This window comes from Butyricimonas sp. (assembly GCF_019423355.1).
Taxonomy (GTDB): domain Bacteria; phylum Bacteroidota; class Bacteroidia; order Bacteroidales; family Marinifilaceae; genus Butyricimonas; species Butyricimonas faecihominis.
Map to the genome: position 1 here is coordinate 29,208 of NZ_JAHZBP010000007.1, position 26,055 is coordinate 55,262.

Below are 26,055 nucleotides of genomic sequence, written 5' to 3' on the forward strand. Positions count from 1 at the left end.
CTAATACATTCTTTTATACTTACTAGGTATTTTAAAATTAGGTGACACTTCCACGTCAAATTCCAACCGGTCAAAATTCAATATAACTTCCCAATTATCATTATCCGAAAATACATTAAAAGTTATTTTTCCGGGAAACAATTTCCCACCAAAATCCTTTATATACTTGTATTTCACGCTCATTCCGACACCCTCTTCCAAATCCTCGATAGAAACAGCATTAGGTCTGAAACAATCCGGATCAATATGTATTTTCTGTAACACTAAAGAAAATTCTTTATTCTTTCTCCTCTTCTTGTATAATTTCTTCAATTTTCTCCCCAATGCTTTCTCTTCCAAACTATACAATACATAATCGTTACCCGACTTATCAAATTTATAACGCTTTCCCCGTACAGCCTCCGTGGTACAAGATTCAAAATCAAAGAATTGATTTGTCAGTATCCGTTGAAAACAATCAAATGTCAAACCCACGTCAAAACGTTCTGCGAAATAACTATAATCAGAAACAAAATATTTTTTCTCTCTAGGGCTGATAAATTTCACGCTGTCCGGGGTTAATAGTAGTCTAGCCACATCAACTCCTAAAGAGGCACTAACTGAAACCCATATAAAACTATCTCTTTGTATTCTTAAAATAGCTTTAAGACTATGGGAATTCTTGTTATCTTTCAAAGATAAATCAACTTTTTTTGCGTATATCGTATTATAATCTAACTCGTTAGAAATAATATTTTTAAACAATTTTCCTTCGGTAATATTCGGTAAATCTCTACGACTTTCCGTAATCTCCTTTACGGATCTACACGACACGAAACATAATAAAATCAATAATAAAACACAACTACTTCTCATGATCTACCGGTAAACCATTCTCTATCTTATATTTTAAATCACCACATTCTTCATCTCTAAATTCCAATGCTTTCTGCCACATTTTCACAGCCTCCTCCTTTTCTCCGTTCATGAATAAAATATCTCCATAGTGTTCGTATAAAACTCCACTTGGGTTCTTCTCGTTCTCAATAGCTGAACGCATATAAAATTTAGCCAAAGAATAATTTTTACTTTTAAACAAAACCCATGCATAAGTATCCAAAAAAGTCGAATTATTCGGATCAGCACTCAATGCCGTTGAAATCATTTTTTCAGCTTTATCCAAATGCTCATTTCGTAATGAAAGATAATAGCTGTAATTATTTAATGTCATTATATCACCCGGATTTATCAACAAAGTACTGTCAAACATGGCAAAAGCCTGTTCAACACGATCCTGTTTATAATATACCTCACCAAGATAGGCAAAAAACTGAGCCTTAATAGGAGAATTATCCGGAGACAAGGCAAGTCCTTGTTCCAAATATCCCTTTGCTCGCTCTAAATCTTTCCGAATCAGTAAAGGCAAACTGACCATCACGTAGGGTAACGGCTCATTCGGGAAATATTTCAAACATTCCAACCCTCCACGATACATGGCAGCCGTGTCTTCCAATTGATTATATAACATCAACAACTCTTCCCAAACCAAATAATTATTCTTTTCCTTAGAAATAAGAAATTCCAGTTCACCCTTACATTCCTCCAGTTTATTATACCGTTTCAGAAAATCAGCATTCAAAGTCCTAACGGCTATATCTTCAGGATATTTCTCTAACAATAATTGCACGTAGGAATAGATATGATCCAAAGAAATATTCGCATCGTTTTGGTTAACTAATAACTTCAGCAAATATTGAACCTTCAATCCATTTTCAACCTTATCATTCAATAAGGCCGAACGAATATATTTTTCCGTGTTTAAAGTATCATTCTTTGTACGATAATAATCAGCTAGATAAAGCCGCACAAAACCATTATCCGGATCATTTTTTACGATTTTATTCAATAACTGAAGACCTTTCTTCTCTTGATCATGTGACAAATACAGTTCGGCTAATAAACCCAAATAATCTGTTTTTTCAGGATATTTTTTCACCAACTTCATGATTTCCGCCGAAGCATTCTTTACATCATCCATCTTGGAATATAATTTAGCCTTTTCAATAATAGCCGGCTCACTTATTCCAAACTGTTTCTCGTAACGGTCCAACACGTTTATAGCCTTATCCCACTTCTCAACAGAAGAATACAAATCAGTCTCCACGATGTAAAAATCCTCTCTCTCGGGATGTAATAATATCAATTTATCATATACCTTACACGCCTCTTCAATCATTGATTTTCTCTGCAAAATATTAGCCAACAACAAATTATACCAAATATTTGTCGGCTCCAATTCCACGGCCTCCCGCATCAGTTGTAAAGGCAACGTATAATCCTCTCCTAATACCAATATACTGGATAATTCATAACGTACCGCAGCACTTTTGTTATAAATTTTCATACACTGATCGAAATAGGCAATAGCAGATTTCAAGTCACCTAAAACCTTACAACGTACCCCTTCCATGAAAGCATAATCGAACTGTACTTTAGCCTCACCTTCTAAAGTAGGTTCTACCACTTTCTTTTTATCAGCAAAAAGCTGAGTAGTACACAAAAGCAATAAAAAAACAAATAATAATCGACCTAGTTTAGTCATTATAAATGATTTATTGTTTACCCGTGTGACCGAAACCTCCTCTCCCTCTCTCCGTCTCGCCCAATTCCTCCACTTCAATTAATTCAGCCTGTTCAACCTTATTAATCACCATCTGGCAAATTCTGTCCCCGTCATTAATCTGTGTTACTTCATGAGACAAATTCACTAAAATAACTCCGATTTCCCCTCTATAATCAGCGTCAATCGTTCCCGGGGTATTCAGTAAAGTAATTCCTTCGTTTAAAGCCAATCCACTCCTTGGTCGCATCTGAGCCTCGTAGCCATCAGGTAATTCGATAAACAAACCCGTCGGAACAAGTTTCCTTTCCAACGATTTCAACATGATAGGTTCATCAATATTAGCCCGTATATCTAAACCGGCAGATGATTTTGTCTTGTATTCCGGAAGCGGATGCTTCGATTTATTCACTATTTTAATCTTCATTCTCTCTGTAACTTTGGATGTTAATCACATTTTTAACTACTCCCATAAATTGCGCTAAGATAGCTATTTTTTATGAATTAACTTGTACATAAAATCTTTTGTCAGCAAAAAACTCATCTCTTTTTTTATAAAAATATATACGAAGAGTACGAATAACGGTAAACGAGCCAAACAAGTTACCAAGTTATTGTCAAATTTTATATATCCACCGACAAAATAGAACAATAAACAAATCGCAAAATAGAAAATAATCTTAGGTATATCATAATTGATCTTGTAAAAATGTCTTCCTAGGATAAAGGATAAAATCGTCATAACCAAAAAACACGTGAAAACGGAATAGGCAGAAGCCATAAAACCTATTTTCGGCAAGAAAATCACGTTTCCTCCTATCGTGATCACGCAACCGATAATCGCCATGTAAGCCCCGTATATCGTTTTATCCGTCAATTTATACCACAATGACAACGAATAGTAAATTCCTTGGAACAAATTAGCCATCAATACCCAAGGTAATATCGTCAACCCGCTGAAATATTCTGATCCCAAGAAATATTTTAATACATCCAAAAAGTACATAACCCCTAAAAAGATCATTAAACCGAATCCGGTAAAATAGAGCAATACATCCTGATATATTTTCTTCGAATCGTTATGCTTGGCGTAATTGAAAAAGAAAGGTTCGAAAGCGAAACGGAAACCTTGCGTGAAAATATACATCACTAAAGCCAATTTATAACTTGCCCCGTATATCCCGGTTATAGCCAAAGCCTCTTCCCCATCTCCTAAAATTTTAGGCATCAAAATCTTATCTCCCTGTAAATTAATCATCCCGGCAACACTCACGATCAAGATCGGGTATGAATATTTCAAAATATCTTTCAGCAAAGAGAACGAGAAAACAAATTTGAACCGGAAAATATAAGGAAACAACATTACCAACGTGCAAACAGAAGAAACCAAATAGGAAATGAAAATATAAACTACCCCACCATCAGCTTGATAGAAAGGAACAGAAATCCCTTTCTTCTCCAAAAACGGACAGAGCAAATAGAAAAACAAGTTCAACCCCACGTTAATGAGTATATTCACGAATTTAATAACCCCGAAACGAAGGGCTTTCCCTTCCATTCTCAATAGAGCGAAAGGCAAAGTACTCACCACATCAATTGCGATCGTTACAATCAATAAAACGAAGTAAATCGGATGATTCCCCACCTCAAGAAAACTAACAATTTGCGGGAGAAACGAAAAACAGAGTAATAAAAACAAAGTCGAAGTAAAGAGTAAAGAGGTCAACAAAGTCGAAAACACCCGGTCTTTATTGTCTTTAGTTGCAAAGCGGAAGAACCCTGTTTCCGTACCATAAGTCAACAACACAACTAACAAAGCAACATACCCCATCAAATTCGTGAATATACCATTATCAACCGGAGAAAGTACCCTAGTATATAGTGGAACCAGCAACCAATTTATAAACCGTCCGAGTATTGTCGAGAAACCATAAATCACAGTTTCCCCCATTAGTTTCTTTAAAGGATTCATAATAACTTTGTCTTTATCAAATATGATTCAACAGACAAAAGTAACAAGTTCCCAACAACAATATCATATATATATTATCTTTTATTTTTTTTAAAAAGAAATATGAGTATTATGATAGGCTGTGAGTTTTTGGTATAAAAAATAAGCGATTCTTTTGTTTTAATCGTTATTATTTATGGAGTGAAGAGTTATTCACAGGTTATAATTTTATTAATCATTGATAATGAGATTTATTTTTGAGTTATCCACAATTGTTAGTAAAACAGGCTTTGGAAAAGTATTCGATGAAATTCCCGTGAATTGATGTTAGTATTTTGTAGAAAGGAATTGGAATAATTTGAATAACTATTCTTGCATTTTTTAATTCTATTATTACTTGAATTCGAAATTGAGAAATCAAAATAAAGTTATTCTTTTTAGTTCTTTTTTATTCCACCATCAATACACGAGATACTAACAGTTACTAACAGGTAGAATATAAAAAAAATTGGAAATAGAAATTCATTATATTCTATTTCCAATTTTTTATGACAGAACGTGTTACTTCCTATAAGAGAAATACACGATTATTTGTTCATCTTTTCGATTGTAGCGGTAGTTGAATATCCTTCGATAAAATCAATAGTAATCACTTCTCCCCCTTTGGCCTTTACTATATCGTAACCTACAATCTCTTCAGGTTTATAGTCTCCTCCTTTTACTAACACGTCCGGTTGAACGAAATCAATCAGATCACGGGGTGTATCTGTATTGAAAAATATCACTTTATCAACGAATGTGAGGGAAGCTAATAATAATGCCCGGGCATTCTCGTCGTTTACGGGTCTGGAATCACCTTTTAACCGTTTTACAGAATCATCCGTGTTCAATCCAATCACTAATTTAGTTCCCAGAGAGGCCGCTTTGGCTAGATATTCTATATGTCCTTTATGGAGAATATCAAAACAACCGTTTGTGAAAACGATCTTGTCATCTTTGAATCTCCACAGACTCAATATATTTTCAGCCTCTTTCGCCGTGTGTGCGATTTTTTTCTCGATAAGTGGTAAATAATCCATGATCATGTCAAATAAGTTTATTTGTTGCGGTGTCCGGGAAAACCAATGTAGGTTTGTGTGATTTAGCCTCTTCAAAATCCATTGAAGCATATGAAATAATAATGATCACGTCACCCACGGCACATTTACGTGCTGCCGGGCCATTTAGGCAAATAATACCCGAATCGCGTTCTCCTTTGATGATATAGGTATCGAATCTTTCACCATTGTTAATATTCACGATCTGAACTTTTTCATTTTCGATCATGTTAGCTGCCTCTAACAGAGCTTCATCAATAGTGATACTGCCCACGTACTGAAGGTTAGCATCAGTAACGGTAACCTTATGAAGTTTAGATTTTACTACTTCTATAAACATCTTCGTGTTAGTTTAAAATACAATATTATCAATTAATCGGATTTTACCGGCATAAACCGCTATACATCCAACTTTTACATTGTTTTCGTTCCAGTCCTGAATAGGTTTTAATTCCGTGTCATCCACGATTTCAAAATATTCAGTTTCCAGATAAGGGTTTTTATTGATTTCATCTACTACCCATTTTTTTAATTCTTCCACGTTCATTTGAGAAGTTAAATGAGTAGCCTCTTCGAGTACTTTGTGAATATGCGGGGCATTTTTCCTGTATTCCGGTTCCAATAAAGTATTTCTAGAACTCATGGCTAGTCCGTCTGTTTCCCGGATGATAGGGCATGGAACAATTTCCAAATCATAATGTAATTGTTTCACCATGTTTTTGATTACCGCAATTTGTTGGAAATCCTTCATCCCGAAATATGCCCGGTGTGGTCGCACGATGTCAAATAACTTGCTTACAATTTGTCCCACGCCGTTAAAATGTCCCGGACGTCTTGCTCCTTCCATGACGCTTTCCACGTATCCGAAGTCAAATACACGGGTATCTTCTTCCGGGTACATCTCTTCCACGCTGGGAGCGAACACGTAATCACATCCGTTCTTTTCCAATAAAGTGACATCTTTGTCCAAAGTACGGGGATAACGTTTCAGATCTTCTTTATCATTAAACTGCGTCGGGTTCACGAACACGCTGACCACGGCAATATCATTTCCTTTTTTACATGCTTTCACGAGGGATATGTGACCTTCATGAAGTGCACCCATCGTTGGTACTAAACCCACCGTTTTCCCTTCACTTTTCAACTTCTCGATAACGGTGCTTAATTCCGTTTTCTTAGTTATAATATTCATGCTTATATTCTTGAAAATACGGGGTGCAAGTTTACAAACTATTTTCGATATAATGCAAAATTGAAAGTTGAAAATTCAAAATGATTATTTAAATAGTGAATGAATATTAGCGTGTATAGACGAGAGAGCATCCAGCAACTCGTTATGGGTAACGCCTTCCCGCATGACAATAAGAACTGTATCGTCACCACCGATAGTTCCCAGTACCTCAAAATAATTTTCATTATCAATCAGAACGGTCACGGCTTTCGCATATCCGGGAAGAGTTTTCATCACGGCAATATTTCCTGAAAAATCAATGCTTGAAATAGAATCCGTCACGATGGCGGAGGCTTTTTCATCGGCTTGTTCATTCTGAATACTGTCCGGGATAATATATATGTAACCTTTATCTTTATGAGGTATTTTAGCTACTCTCATGAATTTAAGATCGCGTGATAATGTACTTTGCGTTGCTTCCACGTTTAGCTCTTTCAGTCTGAACAATAGTTCTTCCTGCGAGCAGATCTGTTCGTTCTCAATAAGCTTTCGAATGGCCAACAGGCGTTTCGTTTTATTTCTCATAGGTGTTTATATTACGCCTCACAAAGTTAGGGAAATTTGTTTTATATTCAATACGAGGATATAAAATAAAGAAAGGGTATTACAACCTTAATAACAGGGTATATTACGCGGATGCGAGGCATTTGGAAGTGGTATGATGGGAATAAAGTCGATGCCTGTCATCTTTGTCTCGGCTTTAAGTCGGCTTTATCTTGTCTTTATGTACTTATCTGGGGAGTATAATGGTTTGATAAGTTTTAGAATACGGTGTGTTGATGTCCTCGTAATCTAAAAAATATTTATTTTCATAAATATGCTTTGTAAATTCATACATTCGCCATATTTTTGCATAAAATTTAATTTATAGTTGATTGATTGAATAAATATGCATGAATTAAAGAAAGCCCGTCTCGTTTTAGAAGACGGGACAGTTTATGAGGGAACTTCCTTTGGTTACGAGAAATCGGTGTCCGGGGAAGTTGTTTTTTATACGGCAATGACCGGGTATCCGGAGAGCTTAACAGACCCTTCTTATAAGGGGCAAATTCTGGTTCCGACTTATCCCATGATCGGAAATTACGGGGTTCCGGTCGATGACGAGCGAGACGGAATATCCAAGTTCTTCGAGTCGGATAAGATTCATTGTAAAGCTTTGGTTATTTCGGATTACTCTTCCCGGTATAGTCATTGGAATTCACAAAAAAGTCTCGGAGATTGGTTAAAAGAACAACAGATTCCGGGGCTTTTTGGTATAGATACCCGGGCATTGACTCAAAAGTTAAGGGATCATGGAGCAATGTTGGGTAAAATACTGTTTGACAATGAAGACATACCCTATTATGATCCGAATAAAGATAACATCGTTGCCGAGGTTTCCACGAAAAAGATCATGGAATACGGAAACGGGAAATATAAAGTGGTTCTGGTGGATTGCGGGGTAAAAAATAATATATTGCGATGCTTGTTAAAACGGGATGTTACGGTGAAACGAGTTCCGTGGAATTATGATTTCACGAGGGAAAAATTCGATGGTATTTTTCTTTCTAACGGGCCGGGAGACCCCTCTCGTTGTGAGGAAACGATAGAGCATATACGGAAAGCATTGAAAGGAAATACTCCTATCATGGGTATTTGTCTGGGAAATCAACTCATGGCAAGGGCTGCCGGGGCCTCTACCTATAAATTAAAATATGGACATAGAAGTCACAATCAACCGGTCATGAACCCCGGTGGAACCCGTTGTTATATTACTTCCCAGAATCATGGGTTTGCGATAGATGAGACAACACTTCCCGCTGACTGGGAACCGTTGTTCGTGAACGTAAATGACGGTACAAACGAGGGAATTCAGCACAAGAAAAAACCTTTTTTCTCGGCTCAATTCCATCCGGAGGCATCAAGTGGCCCCGTGGACACGGAGTTTCTTTTTGACAATTTCATTGCTGCAATGAAAACATTGAAGAAATAATTGAAAGGAATGTTAATGATAACACTAAAATAAGAATGGGTATAGCAAAGGTATTGCTTCTGGGATCGGGAGCGTTGAAAATAGGAGAGGCCGGAGAGTTTGATTATTCCGGATCACAGGCTTTGAAAGCACTTCGGGAAGAAGGTATTTACAGCGTGTTGATAAATCCGAATATAGCCACGGTACAAACATCGGAAGGGGTGGCTGACAAGATATACTATTTACCCGTGACACCGGAATTCGTGGAACAGGTGATCGAGAAGGAACGTCCGGATGGTATTCTTCTCTCTTTCGGGGGACAAACTGCATTGAATTGCGGAGTGGCTCTTTATAAATCGGGTGTTTTAGAAAAGTATAACGTGCAAGTACTCGGAACGCCTGTACAAGCCATCATAGATACCGAAGACCGGGAAATCTTTGCCGGGAAATTGGCAGAAATTAACGTGAAAACACCGAAAAGTATTGCTGCCAGTAACATGGAAGAGGCGTTTGCCGCGGTGGATAAATTAGGTTTTCCGGTGATTATCCGGGCAGCTTACACGCTGGGGGGATTGGGTTCCGGTTTTTGTTCGAATAAAGAAGAGTTGGAACGTTTGGCTGCCAGTGCCTTTTCTTATTCTCCTCAGGTTTTAGTGGAAGAATCTTTGAAGGGATGGAAAGAAGTAGAATACGAAGTGGTACGTGATAAATATGATAATTGTATCACGGTCTGTAACATGGAAAACTTCGATCCGCTGGGAATTCATACCGGAGAGAGTATAGTAGTTGCTCCATCACAGACTTTAAGTAATAGCGAATACCACAAATTGAGATCGATAGCTATAAAAATAATCCGGCATATAGGCATCGTGGGTGAATGTAACGTGCAGTATGCCCTTGATCCGAATTCGGAAGATTATCGGGTAATCGAGGTAAACGCTCGTCTTTCACGCTCCAGTGCATTGGCATCCAAGGCAACCGGGTACCCTTTGGCTTTTGTTGCCGCGAAATTGGGTATGGGATACGGGTTACAAGAGATCAAAAACTCGGTAACCAAAGTCACCACGGCATGTTTCGAGTCGGCATTGGATTACGTGGTTTGTAAAATACCTCGCTGGGATTTGAATAAATTCGAGGGAGTTTCCAAAGTGATCGGTTCTTCCATGAAAAGCGTGGGAGAAATCATGGCTATTGGACGATCTTTCGAAGAGGCAATTCAAAAAGGAATCCGGATGATCGGGCAGGGAATGCATGGTTTTGTCGGTAACGTGTTGAAAGCGAAAGATATTGATGAAGAGTTAGTGAACCCGACAGATTCTCGGATATTTGCCATTGCCGGGGCTTTCGACAAGGGATATAACGTGGAGAAAATTCATGAATTGACGAAAATCGATCATTGGTTTTTACAACGTTTGGAAAACATTCACTTGCTAAAAGAAGAGTTAAGCAAACTTGATAAGGAAACGGATATTCGTGAAGGTCTGTTGCGAAAGGCAAAACAATACGGTTTCTCTGATTTTCAGATCGGGCGATTGACCGTGAAGAATACCTCGTTGTCTCACCACGAGAAAATGTTGAAGGTTCGGGATTACCGGAAGAAATTGGGAGTATTACCCTGTGTGAAACAGATTGACACGCTGGCGGGTGAATATCCGGCAATGACAAATTACTTGTATGTCACCTACAACGGGTCCGAAAATGACGTGAAATACGAGCATGACTGGCGTTCCGTGATCGTGTTGGGGTCGGGAGCTTATCGTATCGGTAGTAGCGTGGAATTTGATTGGTGTGGTGTGAGTGCTTTGAATACAATCCGGAAAGCCGGCTATCGTTCGGTGATGATTAACTATAACCCGGAGACGGTCAGCACGGATTATGACACCTGTGATCGTCTCTATTTCGACGAGTTGTCATTCGAACGGGTGATGGATATTATCGAATTGGAAGAACCGAAAGGCGTGATTGTTTCCACGGGTGGCCAGATTCCGAATAACTTGGCTATGCGATTGCATGGTCAACACGTGAAGATTTTGGGAACTTCTCCCGAATCTATCGACCGGGCAGAAGATCGTCAGAAATTCTCTACCATGTGTGACGAGTTGGGTATTGATCAGCCCCGGTGGAGCGAATTAACGAGTATAGAGGACATTTATCATTTCGTGGATAAAGTGGGTTTCCCCGTGTTGATTCGTCCTTCTTACGTGCTATCCGGGGCCGCTATGAACGTGGTGTCGAATAAGGATGAGTTGTTACATTTCTTGGAGTTAGCAGCAGAGGTATCGAAAGATCATCCTGTCGTGGTATCCGAGTTTATCGAACAGGCGAAAGAGGTCGAGATTGACGCCGTGGCACAGGAAGGAGAGGTAAAGGCTTACGCTATCAGTGAACATGTTGAATTTGCCGGAGTACATTCCGGTGATGCGACTATCGTTTTCCCGGCACAGAAACTTTACGTGGAGACAATCCGTCGAATCAAAAAGATTGCCCGTTCCATTGCTAAAGAACTGAACATATCCGGTCCGTTTAACATGCAGTTTTTGGCGAAGGATAATGATATAAAGGTCATCGAGTGTAATTTGCGGGCATCGAGAAGTTTCCCCTTCGTGTCGAAAGTATTGAAATATAACTTTATCGATATGGCTACCCGGATCATGTTGGGAGAGAAGGTTGAATCCTTGAATAAATCGGTATTCGATCTGGATTACGTGGGAGTGAAAGCCTCACAATTCTCTTTTGCCCGGCTTTTAAAGGCCGATCCCGTGTTGGGAGTGGATATGGCATCCACGGGAGAGGTGGGGTGTATCGGTGAGAATTACTACGAGGCAATATTGAAAAGTATGCTTTCTGTTGGGCATCGTATTCCGAAGAAAAATATACTGATCTCTTCCGGTCCGACTCGTTCCAAGGTGGAGTTACTGAATTCTACCCGGATGTTGATTGAAAAAGGGTATAATATTTACAGTACGGCAGGAACGGCTAAATTCTTTAAGGAGAATGGAATTGATACTCAAATTCTTTATTGGCCGGATGAAGATAAGGAGCCGAATATTATGGAATACTTGCATGATCGAAGGATAGACTTGGTAATCAATATCCCGAAAAATCACACGAAACGAGAGCTGGATAATGGCTATAAAATCCGACGTGCAGCCGTGGATTACAACATTCCGTTGATCACGAATGCCCGTTTGGCGAGTGCCTTCATCTATGCTATTTGTAAGGTAGATCCTTCCGAGATCGCGATTAAGAGTTGGGACGAATACTAGAAAGGTAAAAGATAAAAACTAAAAGATAAAAGTTGAAAGGGGCTGTTCATTTTTTTGGACAGCCCCTTTTTTATATTTTGCAGGATGTAACCAGCAATAATTTAATAAAACTGCAAGATACATCTTGCAGTTTTACGGGATGATAATAATTTTTTGGGTATTTGACCTTAAATTGCTAGCTTTGTAATAATCATTATAACAAAAATAGGTACTTATGACGAGTAAGAAATTGAAAAGAATTCTATATGTTTTTGCGGTTTTAATCATGTTGATACTGGGAATCGTCGTGTGGATGCAATCATCTGGTGGAGTTGTTGAGGAACAGACGTTTACTATTAATAATAAGCAATTGGCCACTTTTGTCTATAACACTGAAACAGAAACTCCCCAAAGGTTACATATCACGGTGAAAGGTACCTTGGATTGTGATGCTATTTTGACCATAAGAGAGGACGGAGAGACTAGTGGAATTCGTTCCCGTCGCTCGTTTCCTTTAAAAGCAGGAGAACTGAAAGATCGGGATTTCCAGACGATGTGGACTCATACCGGGATGATCATAGAATTCAAGACGGATGGATGTACCGTTAATGATGTAAAAGTGAAAATAGAGGTGATAGAATAAGCATGATAGCCTCACTTTTTTCAACATAATGTCTGATCTTATCGTAAGCTTTTTTGATGTTCTTATGGATTTGGGAGTGGGTTACGCCTAGTTCTTCTGACATTTCCGAATAATCTTTCCCGGCTAATTTCATTTGCACGATTTGTTTTTGCAGGTCGGAAAGTTTGTCCATGGCAATATTTAATTTTAAAAACAAATCATCATACGTGGTGTCGTACTCTGAGGTGGCACTGAATAACAAGGTTTCAAAGTATTTGAGGTTATTCCGGTCAATGACATTCTTGTGGCGTAGGAAACTAATACATCGATTTTTGGCGATAGATAAAAGGTATTGTTTCGAATTGATCCCTTCCGGCAGTGATTTATATTTTTCAAAAAAACAAATAAAAACATCCTGTGCTAGATCTTCTGCATCATCTCCATCCATGATATAGTGATAGATAAAATTATATATATCACTATAATAGCATTTGAAAATATGTTCAAATTCTTTCTCTTGCATAGTAAGGATTAAAGATACATCTCACAAATATATAAGATAAAATTTTTATTACAAGTATTAAAACTCGTTTTATTTTTTGATTTGATCCCGCCTTTCCCTATCTTTTCTCTATCCTTTTTCTATGGTTCCTCTACCACATAAAGTCATCTCGAACATACCGCGTACAGAACATGAACACAAATCTATGTTGTTGTTATGTTGTTACTATGTTCATGCTATGTTTATGGTATAGGGAAAGGATAGCCTAACTGCGAGCCAAGTATTGTGTATTGTCCTGAAAAAAGTTTACCGTAAACTTAGTAAACCAATTTTAGGAAACTACAGGTTGGATCAATGAAATTTTTTTCAAAAAAAATATTGGAAATGGGGGTCCCATTTTTTTCATTGTGCGTTTATTGTATAAAAGATTGAAAATTTATGCAGATTGATTGGGGTAAAATATTTTCATATATCAATGGACAGACTGATAAAAAAACGGTCGAAGAGGTAGAATTTTGGCGGAAAGAAGATCCCCGGAATGAAGAATTTTATCAACGGGCATCTGATTACTATGCAAATCAGCCGACTCGTAACGAATCTTTTTCTGAAGAAAAGCTGGATCAGTTCTATTCAAAATTGCAAAAGACGAGAAGACGGAAACATCAACGGGTATTGTGGCAACGAATGACCGTGGCGGCATCTGTTATTTTATTGCTCTCGCTGGGAACTTGGTGGTATTATGACATGAATCCGGATAAGATGGACGGGATGCAGATTGCCATGAAAAGCGAGAATGCGGGAGAATCGGTTTTTATAATCACGGAAACCGGGGATAAACTGACTGCCGAGGAATTAAATTCGAAAATGGATCAGCAAACTAATGATAACCAGTTGAATTACACCAAATCCGATAGTATTTATCGTGTGGATACGGTGCAAGAAAAAGAAATTATCCCGGTGCATACCGTTGTTGTTCCAAGAGGAAAAACCTTTGAACTTGTATTATCGGATGGAACTTTCGTGTTGCTTAACCCGCAGAGTGAATTAACTTACCCGGTGAAATTTGATTCAACTTCTACCCGAGAAGTGACTCTTCGTGGGGAAGGATATTTTGAGGTGACAAAATCTTCGAATCGTTTCGTGGTAAACACGGATAATATGAAATTGCAGGTGTATGGGACAACGTTTAATGTTATTTCACGGGACAATTTGCCGGATGAGGCCGTGTTGGTAGAGGGTGTTGTCAGTATTACCCCGAAAAATTCATCAGATGGAAAGGAAACTGTACTTCATCCCGGTGACAAATCATTCGTGGATAAATTAGGACAGTTGACAGTTACACAAACAAATCTGGCAGAATATGCCGCTAAACGTAACGGTTATATTCTCTTCAACGGGAAAACCATAAAACAAGTAATTTCCAGTCTTGAACTGTACTATGATGTTCAGTTTATAGTCAAAAATGATGCAATTTTGAAGAAAAAAGAATACGTATTTTCCATAAAACAACATGCGTCACTCCGAGAGGCCTTGGATATGATCGAATTTGTTTCGGATGTTAAATTCTTAATCGAAGGGAAGGAGGTGAAGATTGTAGAATAAGATGTCCTGAAAAAATTAACAGGATGCCCTTTTGCCTTGAACATCCTGTGTAATAAATTAATGGTTCCTCGGTGAGAAATTGGAGCCGATTAATTATTGATAAATATTAAAAACAAAGTTATGAAAAAAAGTTTACTATTTCGCAATGGAGATAGCTCTTTTTGCAAAATATACCTTTTGGTATGCTTACTTTTAGTAGGATTTATAAATCTTAATGCGCAAGAGGCCCCAAATAAAAAGGTTTCTCTTGATTTAAAAAATGTTCCTTTAATAGATGTATTGCTAGATATTCAAAAACAAACTGGCGTCAATTTCGCTTATGAAAAAACACAAGTAGAACAATTTAAACCAGTGACGATTAGCATTAAAGGTGCAACGGTAGAGGAGGTATTAAAAATAATACTTAAAGATACGGGGTTCACGTATAAAATTACAGGTAATAATATTGCTATCGTAAAGCAACAAGAAACCTCTACGGTAAAATTGATTCAGGTGAGTGGTAAAGTTACGGATGAGAAAGGAAATTCGATTCCCGGAGCAACTGTAATCATTCATGGAACCACACAAGGAGTTGCTACGGATGTGGATGGTCGTTATACTTTGGCCGTGAAACCGGATGACGTGTTACGGGTATCTTTCGTGGGATACAAACCGGAAGTTGTGCCAATAAAAGGGAAAACAAAAGTAAATGTAGCCCTGAACCCAACAGCTGAAAATATTGAAGAAGTACAGGTTGTGGCTTTCGGCACACAGAAAAAAGAAAGTGTTGTATCTGCCATCACGACAGTACGTCCGATGGATCTGAAATCTTCCAGTTCCGATTTAACTTCTAGTTTAGCCGGTCGTGTTGCCGGTATTATCGGTTGGCAAACGGGGGGTATGCCGGGAGCCTTGACCGAGGAAGAGATGAATACCAAATTTTATGTACGAGGAATTACTTCTTTTAACCAAAATGCGAGTTCTGAACCATTGATTTTGATTGATGGGGTAGAATCTTCCAAATTGGATTTGTCCCGGATGGCTCCGGAAGATATTGAGACTTTCAGTGTTTTGAAAGATGCATCTGCAACAGCAATGTACGGTGCTCGTGGTGCGAACGGTATTATTGTGGTGACAACTAAGAAAGGACAAGAGGGTAGTGTTTATGCAACAGCACGTTATGAAGCTGTATTCTCTATGCCAACGAAAGAAATCGAAGTCGTAGATCCTATTACTTGGATGAAAATGTATAACCAAGCATTATTAACACGTAATCCGAATGCGACACCAAAATATAGCGTGGAGCAAATTAACCGGACAGCTTCAGGCAAATATCCGGATTGGTTGTATCCGGCTAATGATTGGTATGACATGATGATTAAAGACTATACGTTAAATCATCGTTTCGGTTTAAATATCCGGGGTGGTTCAAAAATATTACAATATTACGCTTCTGTGAATTACAATAGAGATTTGGGGCAACAAAAAACGGATAAGTTGAACGATTTCGAGGTAGGAATCAAGAGTAATTCAACGACTTTCCGTGCGAACTTGACGATCAATTTGAAAGCAGGTATCCAATTATTAATTAATAGTGCCACGACCTTCGATAAATATCATGGTCCGATGGTAGGGGCTAGTAGTGTGTACGGTATGGCATTCTCAGCCTCTCCGGTAGACTTTGCAGCTGTTTATCCGGCAGATGAAACTTATAATTGGCCGCATATCCGTTTTGGTACTACTACTGCCAAACAGACGAATCCTTACATGCAGTTGCATCAAGGATATCAAGAACGTTCTCGTTACTCTACTTCAAACCGGTTTGAGTATATCCAGAACTTTTCTTCATTAGTAAAAGGATTAGAGCTTCGTGCCGGTGTTTCTATCAGTTCAGAGGGGTACAATGCAACAATGTTTAAAACAACACCTTTTTTGTATTCATTGGCAGGTTATAGCGAAGAAACAGGAGAGCATACCCTGCAAGCTATTAATCCGACCGAAGCGGTGAGAACCTTGTCTGTAGGGCAAAAGACAAATACGGCTTCTACTCAAGTTGTTTATGATGTTAGTTTGTATCATACGGCAGCTTGGAAAAATCACCAGACTTCTTTAATTGGGGTATTCCAAATGATGGAAAAGAAAAATGATCCGGTACAGAGCGTGTTGAATGGTCAACCTCAGCGTAATATGACGTTCTCTATGCGTGGAACTTACGGATTTAAAGATCGTTATTTTATCGAGGGTAACTTTGGATATAACGGTTCTGAACGTTTCGCTGATGGTGAAAGATGGGGATTTTTCCCTGCAGGGGGTGTATCTTGGATTGTTTCTAACGAACCCTTTATGCAAAAGGCTTCAAATTGGTTATCTTATTTGAAAGTAAGAGCTTCTTATGGACAAGTAGGTAATGACGCTATTGGTAATGAACCGCGTTTCGCTTATTTACCATCACTTGGAAAAAGAGGATCTTACCGTGATCCGGAACCTTACGGGGGAATGCTTGAGCAATATCATGTTTACTATTATGCTAATGATAACATTAAATGGGAGATTGCCGAGACCGTAAACTTCGGTTTGGAAGGTCGTTTGTATAATGGATTGGTAGAATTTAATTTAGATGCTTTCCAAGAAATTCGTCATAATGTACTCGGTTATCGTCAAACCATTCCTTCTGTTGCCGGTGTTGAATATGCACCGTTGGATAATATCGGTAAAGGGCGTACTCGCGGTATTGAATTTTCAGGTAAGGTACAGCATGCCTTTAATAACAATTTTTGGATGATTTTGAACGGAAATATCACATATAGCCGTTCTTCTTATTTGGAAATTGATGAGGCTGTTAATAAGCCGGAATACCAACGTATGAAGGGTCAGGAGTCTTCCCAAGCTATTGGTTACATTGCCGAAGGATTATTTCGTGATCAGGCGGAGATTGATAATTCACCGACACAGGGTGGTAACGTGATGCCGGGTGATATCCGTTATCGTGACTTGAATGGTGATGGAACGATCACGGTGGAGGATGCTACTTACATCGGATTCCCGGAAACTCCGCGTATGATATATGGTTTTATGGGTATGTTTAATTATAAGAACTGGGAATTTAGTTTTGCTTTCCAGGGAAGTGGTCAACGTTCTTTCTTTATGAACCCGCAGAGTATTTCTCCTTTTGTACAGGATAGAGCGATGTTGAAAGCTATTTATGAAGACCACTGGTCGGAAAACAACATGAGTGACCGTCCTTTCTGGCCGCGCTTGTCAACCTTTAATATTACGGAGCATAATCCACAGGAAAATTGGACTAGTGGAACAGAAGTAAGAAAGAGTACTTATTTTATGCGTGAATGTCGTTTCTTGCGTTGTACTTCTTTAGAGTTGGCATACAATCTTCCGAAAGAGTTGATGAATAGATGGAAATTGCAGAATGTGAAGTGTTTCTTCCGTGCGAACAATCCGTTTATGTTCAGTAGTTTCGATGTATGGGATGTAGAGATGGGTTCCAACGGATTTAACTATCCGATCCAGAAAACATTCACAGTTGGCTTGAATTTGAGTTTCTAATTTTAAATATTGATTATGAAATATATAGTTTCTATTTTGATGATATGTTCTCTCTTTTTGACGGGATGTGATTATTTGGATATGGTCCCCGAAAATGATATAGAGACGATTGAAACCATTTTCGAGAAGCGAGAACAAGCAGAGGAGTGGTTTAAAAGTTGTCATTCTTATCTGATAAAAGAGATTGCTTCTGTAGTAATGAATCCTGCCTATGCCGGGACTGATGAGATTGTGACGGGACAATATGTTCGCCAAACTTACCCTTTGAGTAATGTGTATTGTTGGGACGGTTTGTTTATTGGTGATGGTTTACAGATGTCTCAGTCTCCTTATGGGGATATTTGGCAGACTTCCCAATTTTATACGGCTATCCGTTATTGTAATATCTTTTTCGAACAAATCGAAAAAGTGTATAACATGAAACAAGAGGAGAAGGATTTGTGGGTAGCTGAATTAAAAGCTTTGAAAGCACATTATTATTTTGAATTAATGCGTCGTTACGGTCCGATCGTGTTGATTGACAAAAATGTAGATGCGAATGCTGATGTGGAAGAGATGCAATTTGTTCGTCGTCCTATCGAAGAATGCGTGGATACGATTGTTTCTCTTTGTGACCAAGCTATGAAGGTGTTGCCTCATTGGGCAAGTAAAGAGATTTCTCGTCAGGGGTATTATAGTTTGGAGGCCGCTGCCGCTTTAAAAGCAAAAACCTTGTTTTATGCAGCTTCACCGATCTTTAATGGTAACCCCATGTACAATGATTTCAAAAACAGAAAAGGTGAATTATTGTTTCCTGCCGCTGCGGATAAAGAAAAGTGGAGAATTGCAGCAGAAGCTGTTGAGGAAGCTATCAAGATTTGTAAAGATGGTGGGATGGACTTGGTAGAAGGTAATAAGGCCTATGCTTCTAATTTGCGTAATACGATGCTGGATATTGAGTACTCTGTGCTGGGACAAGATTGGAAAAATCAGGAGGCAGTCTTTATGATTCGTCCGGAATATACAAGTATGAATTTCTGGCACAATTGGACATTACCGTATTTTAAAAGTTCTGATTTGGATGATTACAATGCTGATTGTATGGGTTGTGTTTCTCCAAGTATTAAAATGGTGGAAATGTACTATACGGAAAATGGTTTGCCGATAAACGCTGATAAAACTTGGAATTATGACAAGCGCTATCAGTTGAGTCAAGAAACGAATGGAAAGTATAAAGATGTGGTAATGATGGTTGGGGAAGAGTATAATTTTAGAAATCCATACGTTAGCGGTACGAATAACACGAAAGGTATTTTAGCTTTGCATTTGCGTCGTGAGCCTCGTTTCTATGCCCATATTGCAGCGGATCGTTGTTATTGGATGCGTGGTAAAAATATGGCTGTAACAGCTTATCAAGGTGAAAAATTCGGAACACAATCCACGAGTATCACGACTCTTCCCCAGAACTTGACGGGGTATTGGATTAAAAAGGGAAGTTATTCTAATGTTAGTACTAAAGAATACACTACGGTTGATAATCGTGAGGAAGCTTTTATTGAAACTCGTTTGGCTGAACTTTACTTGATGAAAGCGGAAGCATGGAATGAATATTTAACGGCTCCGGACAAAGAACATGTATATAATCCTTTGAATGAGGTACGTCGGCGTGCGGGAATTCCGGATGTAGAGGTTGCATGGGCTGATTTTTCTAACTCACCTGAGAAAGTGACCAATCAAGCCGGTATGAGGGAAATCATCCGTCAAGAATGGAATATTGAATTTGCTTTTGAAGGACGTCGTTTCTGGAATTTGCGTCGTTGGTTAATTGCGGCCGAAGAATTGAATAGTTCTCTCTTGGGATGGAATATTTTAGGAAAAGATGCAGATTCGTTCTATAATAATTATGCAGGACCGGTAGTTGTTTGGTCTCAACGTAAGTTTGTGGCTCCGAGAGATTATTTGTTCCCATTGGAGAGCGAGGAAGTTATGATTTCCGGTTGTGTACAGAATCCAGGTTGGTAATAATAATTAATGATAAAGAATATGGTAAAGAGATTTATATATGTTCTGTTGATGGTTTGTACATTTTGTTGTTGCAAGGATGATGAATCAACAACTTTTAATGTAGAAATTTCAGATTCTTTTTCTTTTACCCCGGTATCAGGTGGTGCTATTATGCACTACCAGTTACCTAAAGACGGGGATGTTATGGGTGTTAAGGTTCGCTATCGGAACGCCCAAGGAGAAGATGTGTTAAGAACGGCTAGTTATGCTTGTGATTCCATAGAATTAATTGGTTTTAACGAGGCTCAACAAAATGTGGAAGCTTTCGTGACGTTGTGTGATCGGAATAATGTGGAATCGGACCCGGTAAAAGTAACTTTTAGTACAAAAGATTCAGGTCCTGTTGCCTTCTTTGATAAATTGCAGATAAAACCCAGTTGGAAAGGGTTTGATATGACATGGGATGTACCGGCCGGAGCAAAAGGATTAGTACACGTATTTTATATGGGAGTAAGTCCTTTTACTTCAGAATTGGATACTTTGCTTGTTGGTACTTACGTGTTTAGTGGTGGCGCAGGACGTATGCAGTTGAGCCCGAAACAAGATATGGAGTCGTATGATGTTATTATTCGGACAGAGGATTTTGCAGGGTATGCCGTGAAGCAAAAAGTGTGGGAAAATGTTGCTGCCTATAAAGTGGAGAAATTGGCTCCGGAGAACTTTACTTTTACATCTACGGCTGAAGTGCAGGTACATACGCAGGCTAAAACAGGCATAGAGTACTTGTTTGATGGTAATGTAAAGGGTGTTTATCCTCCGAAGGAAGGGGTGTATAATACATTTTTGGCAGGCCCTCATGCTTTTGATAAACCTTTTATTGTAGATTTCGGAACACCGAAACAGGTTGCACAGGTGAGGTTATATGCCATGTTGAATGGTTGTGTTATTATGCCGGATGGAACGTCACAGACTTCTACGCTTCCGCAAAAGAAGATTTGGGATAGGGAGTATCAGAATAAATTACCGAGTAGCGTGACGATTTATGGTACGAATAGTGATCCTAATGATCAATCGGCATGGGTGAAATTGGGGAATTATGAGGAAGCTCCCAATGGACCGAATGAAAACCGTTGGTGCCGTTATTGTGCAACTAATGCGGGGAATGAAGCTAGAATACAAAGTCTTGAAGAACTTACTGCGGCAGAACCTGAATTTATGACAGTCAGTGTTCCTGCAGAAGCGGAGACGTATCGGTATTTGATATTAATGGTTCATGATTCTTATGATGTGAAATTTGCTCATCAGGATCAGAATTTGAATGAATATGTAACATTCCATGAATTAGAGATTTATACTAAAGCAGAATGATTATGACAGCAAAAAGATATTTATGGATTTTATTTGTATTTTTTGCCTTGGCAGGGTGTGATGACTTAGAGGATACGTATAGCGATTATGCTGGCGATGGACAGATCCGTTACCTGACAAAGTGCAGTGATGTGAAAATTGTTCCTGGTTGGGAAAAATTGAATATGACATGGAAAAATAGTACTGATCCCGTGGTGGATAGTATTAGAATTACTTGGACATTGGATAAAAATACCAAAAAAGTAATGTTACCTCCGACGTCAACAGCATACACGATTGAAGGGTTGAAAGAAGAAGGTTCTTACGAAGTAACCATTTGTGGAGTTGATAATGCAGGAAATACTTCATTGGTAATCACTAATTATGTCCGTCCTTACACGGCTAATCATGAAACAATATTGAACTTTCCACGTTTGGTGCAGAAACATTTCTTTGTGGAGGATAATTTGATTATCTATTTTTCAACTTGGACTGATATGATCGAGTCCGCATATCTCACCTATACCCGGAAATCTGACAATACGGAACAGAAGCTTCTTTTGAGTTCTGATTTTGTGACAGCGAACAAGTACTATCGTTTGGAAGATGTCAAAGAGGATGGAGTTGTTCTTTTATATAGAAATGGTAATATAGAGGGGGAAGTAGTTCCCTTGGCAGGTATCGAGTTGGATAAGAAACACAGTTTCTCTGTAGATTTTAAGACGTTATTCAGAGAAAAATTTGGAGTGGAGAATCCGACGGTTGAACAGCTGAATTCAATTTCTGAACTTGATATTAATTATTCATTGAATTCGTTGGAAGATATTTTGTATCTCCCGAACTTGAAGCGGTTGAATCTTGCAGGAAATCGCTATCAGTATGAACCGGAATTATCGAATTATTATAATACAACCAGTGTGCTGTATGATGACATAAATCGTAGTATTTTTGCATTGGAAATTGCACACGAGGTGTATGGATTGGAAGTGTACAGGTATAATAAACATTTCTTACCGGATATGGCGGAGAATGCTTATTTCCACCATGCAGGAAATCCTGTAGAGCCGACATTGAACTATTTATCGACAGAAGATTGGAATATTACCGAAGAGCCGGGTGAAGAAGAAGGAATTCCTTCTACGATAAAGAATATGTTTGATATGAATTTTTCGACGAATTGGGCTCCTACTACTCAAGCTGCTTGGCGTGAACATATCATTACATTGAGTCGGTCTGAAAAGAAAACGGTTCATGGAATTCGATTGGTGCAACCGAGTTTTGCCACGAATGGATTTGTAAATAGTAAATTATCTCCAACGGTAGTTAAAATTCAAGTTTCTGAAAATGGATATGATTGGGAAAATGCTACTTATTTAGAAGAAAACACGTTGGGTACTACAAGCCGGGAGGCGACGATTATCCATTTCCCTGAACCTAAGGATATTTTGATGATTAGATTTATCTTTAACGATCAGGCGCAAAGTAGTTCTAATATGGGTGTAGTTGTTTCTGAAATCAGTTTATTTTAATGTATACTGAGGGTATATCAATTTTGATATATCCTCAGCTATAAAACAAACAAAACATGGGAAAAATTATATTGTATTTATTCTTGTTGTTATCAGTGTGTACTGAAGCTTTGTCCCAAACAGGAAGTCAGGATGGCGGGTATAGGATCACGGGTCGGATTGTTGGGTTGCCTGATGGTGATTTATTCTTGGTGACGGACAATGAAGTGAAAATAGATACATTAGCTCGTACTAAATCTGTGAATGGTAATTTTTTCTTTTCCGGGCAAGTAAACGAGGTAATAATAGCACATGTGGTAACGACGAAACAAGAAGTGTTGGCTTCCATGATGTTGGAAAATACGGAATTTACAGTCATGGGACAGAATTCTGTTATAGGCGGAGGGCCTTCACAGGAATTGTTGGCACAATTTAATCGGTTAGATGTTGATATGGTGCAGGAACGGGATCGTCTGCAACAATTTTATGTAGAAGCGGAAAAGAAAAAGGACCGGAAGAAAATGGCGGAAATTGATGCTAAATTTCAAAGTTTTTTGGAAGATGCACAAGCAAAGGAGTTAGATTTATTGAAGCGGAATGCTGATACTTACGTTGCCGCTTATATTGTTTCCTCTACGATGCGTGACATCGGTTTGGAAAAACTGACCATGCGCTATAATATCTTGGGGAAAGTGGCTAAAGAGACTTCTTATGGCAAAGCCATTGCGGCTCAAATAGAACGCTATGAGCAGGTGGAAATCGGTAGAGTTGCTCCGAATTTTAATTTGGAGAATACAACATTACATGAGATAAAAGGGAATTTGAAGATTATTAATTTTTGGGCAGCTTGGAGCGCTCCTTGCCGTGTCGAAAATGTGAATCTACTTCGTATTTACGAACAATATCATTTAAAAGGAGTGGAGATTATCAGTGTGTCTTTGGACGAAAACCAACAGATGTGGAGAAAAGCTATTCTGGAAGATGGTATAACGGAATGGAGGCATATCGCTGATTTTGATGGGAAATATTCTGAAATGATACAATCTTATTGTTTACAAACAGTTCCTTATACTTATATTTTGGATGAGGATAATGTGATTGTAGACAAAGGTTTGAGTGGGGATGCGTTAAGAAAGAAAATAGGAGAATTACTGAAAAAGAAATAAAAAGAATTTAGCGAGATATTCGTTAGATTAGGTGCGTGTTTTAAAAGGGTGTGTCAAATTTGGTTTTGATACACCCTTTACAAGCTTTAATATTTAATAGATATTCTATTTTCCGGAATAATGTAAAGCGTGATTTCCAACGGGGAATAGTTTCCAGTGCAAATGGAAAATAGTTTCCATTTGCACTGGAAGCTATTTTGTTTTACCCACACAAAACTCTATATTTGTGTTATTAAAATACAAAAAATCATAATGCAAAAGGATTTTTTAAGTGAGATTATATGGTAGCAAGGGGAAACGTTACAAGCAAAAGGAGAGGGAATGCTTCGGGATAAATTGGCTTTTTTACCAGATGCAAGTAATCATACTTTAATCGTTTCCGGGGTTCGAAGATGTGGAAAAAGTACACTTTTGCATCAACTATTGAAAAGACAACGTATTGATACTCTTTACGTGAATTTTGATGACCCTCGATTATTTGATTTCGAGATTTCGGATTTTCAAAAATTGGATCAGATTATATCGGATTTTGGGCAAAAGATATTGATGTTCGATGAGATACAGATCGTTCGGGGTTGGGAAAGATACGTGCGTCAAAAATTAGACGAAGGTTTTAGAGTGTTTGTTACCGGTTCTAACGCATCGTTACTAAGTAAAGAGCTTGGAACGAGTCTAACCGGTAGGCATATCACGATGGAGTTGTTCCCTTTTTCTTATAAAGAATTTTGCCGGTTCAAAGGATTGGAACTGAACAGGGAGACCGTACTGGAGTATATGCAGACGGGAGGTTTTCCTGAATATTTAAAAACACCCTTCGAAGAGGTATTGGCTAATTTGCTGGATGATATTTTAATCCGGGATATTGCCGTGCGTTATGGGATAAAAGATACTCGCGGGTTGATGCGTTTGACGAAATATTTGCTTTCTAACGTGGGGAATCTGATTTCTGCGAATCAATTGAAAGAACCTTCCGGAATTGCTTCTGCGACAACAATATTAGAATATCTTTCTCATTTGGAATTGAGCTATCTTGTTAGTCTTGTTCCTTTGTTTGACTATTCTTTAAAAAAGCAAAGTATTAATCCTAAAAAGATTTATGCCATTGATACGGGATTAGTTACAGCTAACGTGAGTAAAGTGAAAGGGGATGAAGGACATAAGTTGGAAAATTTAATATATAATGCTTTACGGTTGAAATATAAAGAAATATACTATCACCGGGGTGGAGGGGAATGTGATTTTGTCGTTGTGGAGAAAGGGACTATAACTCAAGCGATTCAAGTTTGTCTGGATTTGAACGCAGATAATCGGGAACGAGAATTTAATGGATTGGTGGATGCCCTGAAAGCGTATAAATTGCATGAAGGTTATATTGTTACATTGGATCAGGAAGATGTTTTCTACGTGGAGGATTTCGTGATCAAAGTCATACCGAGTTATAAATTTATGAATGAAGTGTAGATTAGTTCGTTATCCGTGTAGAATCCGTACATTACCCGTTGAATACAGGGTGTAGTTAGGGATTAAAGACGTATCACTTTCGAATCAAAGACGTTTCAAAAACGTTCAGCGGGTGTCTTTGATTCGAGGGTGAAGGGAAAATGCACCTTGTGTGATAGTGTATTTCATATGTTTTTTAGGCTTTGTATTTCGTGAAAGATATGTTATCTTTTTCTCGTCAATTGTTCAAGATTGGCATTAACTTCGACAA

General features: G+C 38.4%; 19 protein-coding genes. 10 read left to right on the forward strand and 9 right to left on the reverse strand.

All coding sequences use genetic code 11. The features are described from left to right. The 8 genes from lolB1 to QVC79_RS10880 form a co-directional block, all read right to left on the reverse strand. Entirely contained in the window at positions 1–855 is an 855-nt protein-coding gene (lolB1, locus tag QVC79_RS10845; protein WP_124317994.1) for a lipoprotein insertase outer membrane protein LolB1, read from the reverse strand. After that, the gene (locus QVC79_RS10850; protein WP_270594660.1) at positions 845–2,581 is read right to left on the reverse strand and encodes a tetratricopeptide repeat protein; all 1,737 of its coding nucleotides are present in this window, start codon (positions 2,579–2,581) and stop codon (positions 845–847) included. Before QVC79_RS10850 ends, lolB1 begins: the two co-directional genes overlap by 11 nt. Positions 2,582–2,591: 10 nt before the next feature. After that, complete coding sequence (dut, locus tag QVC79_RS10855; RefSeq protein WP_087419267.1) at positions 2,592–3,026, reverse strand: dUTP diphosphatase; 435 nt, start codon at positions 3,024–3,026, stop codon at positions 2,592–2,594. A 63-nt stretch (positions 3,027–3,089) separates the two neighbouring features. Beyond that, positions 3,090–4,571, reverse strand: coding sequence for a lipopolysaccharide biosynthesis protein (locus QVC79_RS10860; protein WP_087419268.1), 1,482 nt, complete (start codon positions 4,569–4,571; stop codon positions 3,090–3,092). A gap of 566 nt (positions 4,572–5,137) precedes the next feature. After that, a complete protein-coding gene (gene rfaE2, locus QVC79_RS10865; protein WP_270594659.1) occupies positions 5,138–5,635 on the reverse strand; it encodes a D-glycero-beta-D-manno-heptose 1-phosphate adenylyltransferase in 498 nt (165 codons plus the stop codon). 1 nt (position 5,636) lies between these two features. Next, positions 5,637–5,987: an aspartate 1-decarboxylase gene (gene panD, locus QVC79_RS10870; protein WP_117721181.1), complete on the reverse strand. Its 351-nt coding sequence runs from the start codon at positions 5,985–5,987 to the stop codon at positions 5,637–5,639. Between the two features lie 12 nt (positions 5,988–5,999). Continuing rightward, positions 6,000–6,839, reverse strand: coding sequence for a pantoate--beta-alanine ligase (gene panC, locus QVC79_RS10875; RefSeq protein ID WP_270594656.1), 840 nt, complete (start codon positions 6,837–6,839; stop codon positions 6,000–6,002). A gap of 84 nt (positions 6,840–6,923) precedes the next feature. Continuing rightward, positions 6,924–7,403, reverse strand: a complete 480-nt coding sequence (locus QVC79_RS10880; RefSeq protein ID WP_124318395.1) for an arginine repressor — start codon at positions 7,401–7,403, stop codon at positions 6,924–6,926. A 364-nt stretch (positions 7,404–7,767) separates the two neighbouring features. On the opposite strand from QVC79_RS10880, the gene carA reads away from it, so the two are divergent. The 3 genes from carA to QVC79_RS10895 all read left to right on the forward strand — a co-directional run bounded on the left by carA (position 7,768) and on the right by QVC79_RS10895 (position 12,717). After that, complete coding sequence (gene carA / locus QVC79_RS10885) at positions 7,768–8,850, forward strand: glutamine-hydrolyzing carbamoyl-phosphate synthase small subunit (protein ID WP_270594655.1); 1,083 nt, start codon at positions 7,768–7,770, stop codon at positions 8,848–8,850. Positions 8,851–8,879: 29 nt separating this feature from the next. Beyond that, positions 8,880–12,095, forward strand: a complete 3,216-nt coding sequence (gene carB / locus QVC79_RS10890; protein WP_270594752.1) for a carbamoyl-phosphate synthase (glutamine-hydrolyzing) large subunit — start codon at positions 8,880–8,882, stop codon at positions 12,093–12,095. Between the two features lie 214 nt (positions 12,096–12,309). Further along, positions 12,310–12,717: a hypothetical protein gene (locus tag QVC79_RS10895; protein WP_124316036.1), complete on the forward strand. Its 408-nt coding sequence runs from the start codon at positions 12,310–12,312 to the stop codon at positions 12,715–12,717. Here QVC79_RS10895 and QVC79_RS10900 read toward each other — a convergent pair. Then, a complete protein-coding gene (locus QVC79_RS10900; RefSeq protein ID WP_270594652.1) occupies positions 12,680–13,219 on the reverse strand; it encodes an RNA polymerase sigma factor in 540 nt (179 codons plus the stop codon). The genes QVC79_RS10895 and QVC79_RS10900 overlap by 38 nt on opposite strands. 417 nt (positions 13,220–13,636) lie before the next feature. On the opposite strand from QVC79_RS10900, the gene QVC79_RS10905 reads away from it, so the two are divergent. The 7 genes from QVC79_RS10905 to QVC79_RS10935 all read left to right on the forward strand — a co-directional run bounded on the left by QVC79_RS10905 (position 13,637) and on the right by QVC79_RS10935 (position 25,805). Next, on the forward strand, positions 13,637–14,800 hold the full coding sequence (locus tag QVC79_RS10905; protein WP_270594650.1) for a FecR family protein: 1,164 nt from the start codon (positions 13,637–13,639) through the stop codon (positions 14,798–14,800). 120 nt (positions 14,801–14,920) lie between these two features. Further along, on the forward strand, positions 14,921–18,340 hold the full coding sequence (locus tag QVC79_RS10910) for a TonB-dependent receptor (protein ID WP_270594648.1): 3,420 nt from the start codon (positions 14,921–14,923) through the stop codon (positions 18,338–18,340). Between the two features lie 15 nt (positions 18,341–18,355). Beyond that, positions 18,356–20,341, forward strand: coding sequence for a RagB/SusD family nutrient uptake outer membrane protein (locus QVC79_RS10915; protein WP_270594646.1), 1,986 nt, complete (start codon positions 18,356–18,358; stop codon positions 20,339–20,341). A 21-nt stretch (positions 20,342–20,362) separates the two neighbouring features. Next, positions 20,363–21,691 (forward strand): DUF4959 domain-containing protein, encoded by a 1,329-nt coding sequence (locus QVC79_RS10920; RefSeq protein WP_270594645.1) that lies wholly within the window; start codon positions 20,363–20,365, stop codon positions 21,689–21,691. Positions 21,692–21,693: 2 nt separating this feature from the next. After that, positions 21,694–23,199 (forward strand): DUF4998 domain-containing protein, encoded by a 1,506-nt coding sequence (locus tag QVC79_RS10925; protein WP_270594644.1) that lies wholly within the window; start codon positions 21,694–21,696, stop codon positions 23,197–23,199. Between the two features lie 56 nt (positions 23,200–23,255). Beyond that, the gene (locus QVC79_RS10930) at positions 23,256–24,344 is read left to right on the forward strand and encodes a TlpA disulfide reductase family protein (RefSeq protein WP_270594642.1); all 1,089 of its coding nucleotides are present in this window, start codon (positions 23,256–23,258) and stop codon (positions 24,342–24,344) included. Between the two features lie 321 nt (positions 24,345–24,665). Further along, positions 24,666–25,805: an ATP-binding protein gene (locus QVC79_RS10935; protein WP_270594641.1), complete on the forward strand. Its 1,140-nt coding sequence runs from the start codon at positions 24,666–24,668 to the stop codon at positions 25,803–25,805. The last annotated feature ends 250 nt before the right edge of the window (positions 25,806–26,055 follow it).

Excerpts from the sequence above, each read along its gene's own strand:
- lolB1 (WP_124317994.1), bottom strand. The coding sequence starts at position 855 with ATGAGAAGTAGTTGTGTTTTATTATTGATTTTATTATGTTTCGTGTCG.
- QVC79_RS10850 (WP_270594660.1), bottom strand. The coding sequence starts at position 2,581 with ATGACTAAACTAGGTCGATTATTATTTGTTTTTTTATTGCTTTTGTGT.
- dut (WP_087419267.1), bottom strand. The coding sequence starts at position 3,026 with ATGAAGATTAAAATAGTGAATAAATCGAAGCATCCGCTTCCGGAATAC.
- QVC79_RS10860 (WP_087419268.1), bottom strand. The coding sequence starts at position 4,571 with ATGAATCCTTTAAAGAAACTAATGGGGGAAACTGTGATTTATGGTTTC.
- rfaE2 (WP_270594659.1), bottom strand. The coding sequence starts at position 5,635 with ATGATCATGGATTATTTACCACTTATCGAGAAAAAAATCGCACACACG.
- panD (WP_117721181.1), bottom strand. The coding sequence starts at position 5,987 with ATGTTTATAGAAGTAGTAAAATCTAAACTTCATAAGGTTACCGTTACT.
- panC (WP_270594656.1), bottom strand. The coding sequence starts at position 6,839 with ATGAATATTATAACTAAGAAAACGGAATTAAGCACCGTTATCGAGAAG.
- QVC79_RS10880 (WP_124318395.1), bottom strand. The coding sequence starts at position 7,403 with ATGAGAAATAAAACGAAACGCCTGTTGGCCATTCGAAAGCTTATTGAG.
- carA (WP_270594655.1), top strand. The coding sequence starts at position 7,768 with ATGCATGAATTAAAGAAAGCCCGTCTCGTTTTAGAAGACGGGACAGTT.
- QVC79_RS10895 (WP_124316036.1), top strand. The coding sequence starts at position 12,310 with ATGACGAGTAAGAAATTGAAAAGAATTCTATATGTTTTTGCGGTTTTA.
- QVC79_RS10900 (WP_270594652.1), bottom strand. The coding sequence starts at position 13,219 with ATGCAAGAGAAAGAATTTGAACATATTTTCAAATGCTATTATAGTGAT.
- QVC79_RS10905 (WP_270594650.1), top strand. The coding sequence starts at position 13,637 with ATGCAGATTGATTGGGGTAAAATATTTTCATATATCAATGGACAGACT.
- QVC79_RS10910 (WP_270594648.1), top strand. The coding sequence starts at position 14,921 with ATGAAAAAAAGTTTACTATTTCGCAATGGAGATAGCTCTTTTTGCAAA.
- QVC79_RS10915 (WP_270594646.1), top strand. The coding sequence starts at position 18,356 with ATGAAATATATAGTTTCTATTTTGATGATATGTTCTCTCTTTTTGACG.
- QVC79_RS10920 (WP_270594645.1), top strand. The coding sequence starts at position 20,363 with ATGGTAAAGAGATTTATATATGTTCTGTTGATGGTTTGTACATTTTGT.
- QVC79_RS10925 (WP_270594644.1), top strand. The coding sequence starts at position 21,694 with ATGACAGCAAAAAGATATTTATGGATTTTATTTGTATTTTTTGCCTTG.
- QVC79_RS10930 (WP_270594642.1), top strand. The coding sequence starts at position 23,256 with ATGGGAAAAATTATATTGTATTTATTCTTGTTGTTATCAGTGTGTACT.
- QVC79_RS10935 (WP_270594641.1), top strand. The coding sequence starts at position 24,666 with ATGCTTCGGGATAAATTGGCTTTTTTACCAGATGCAAGTAATCATACT.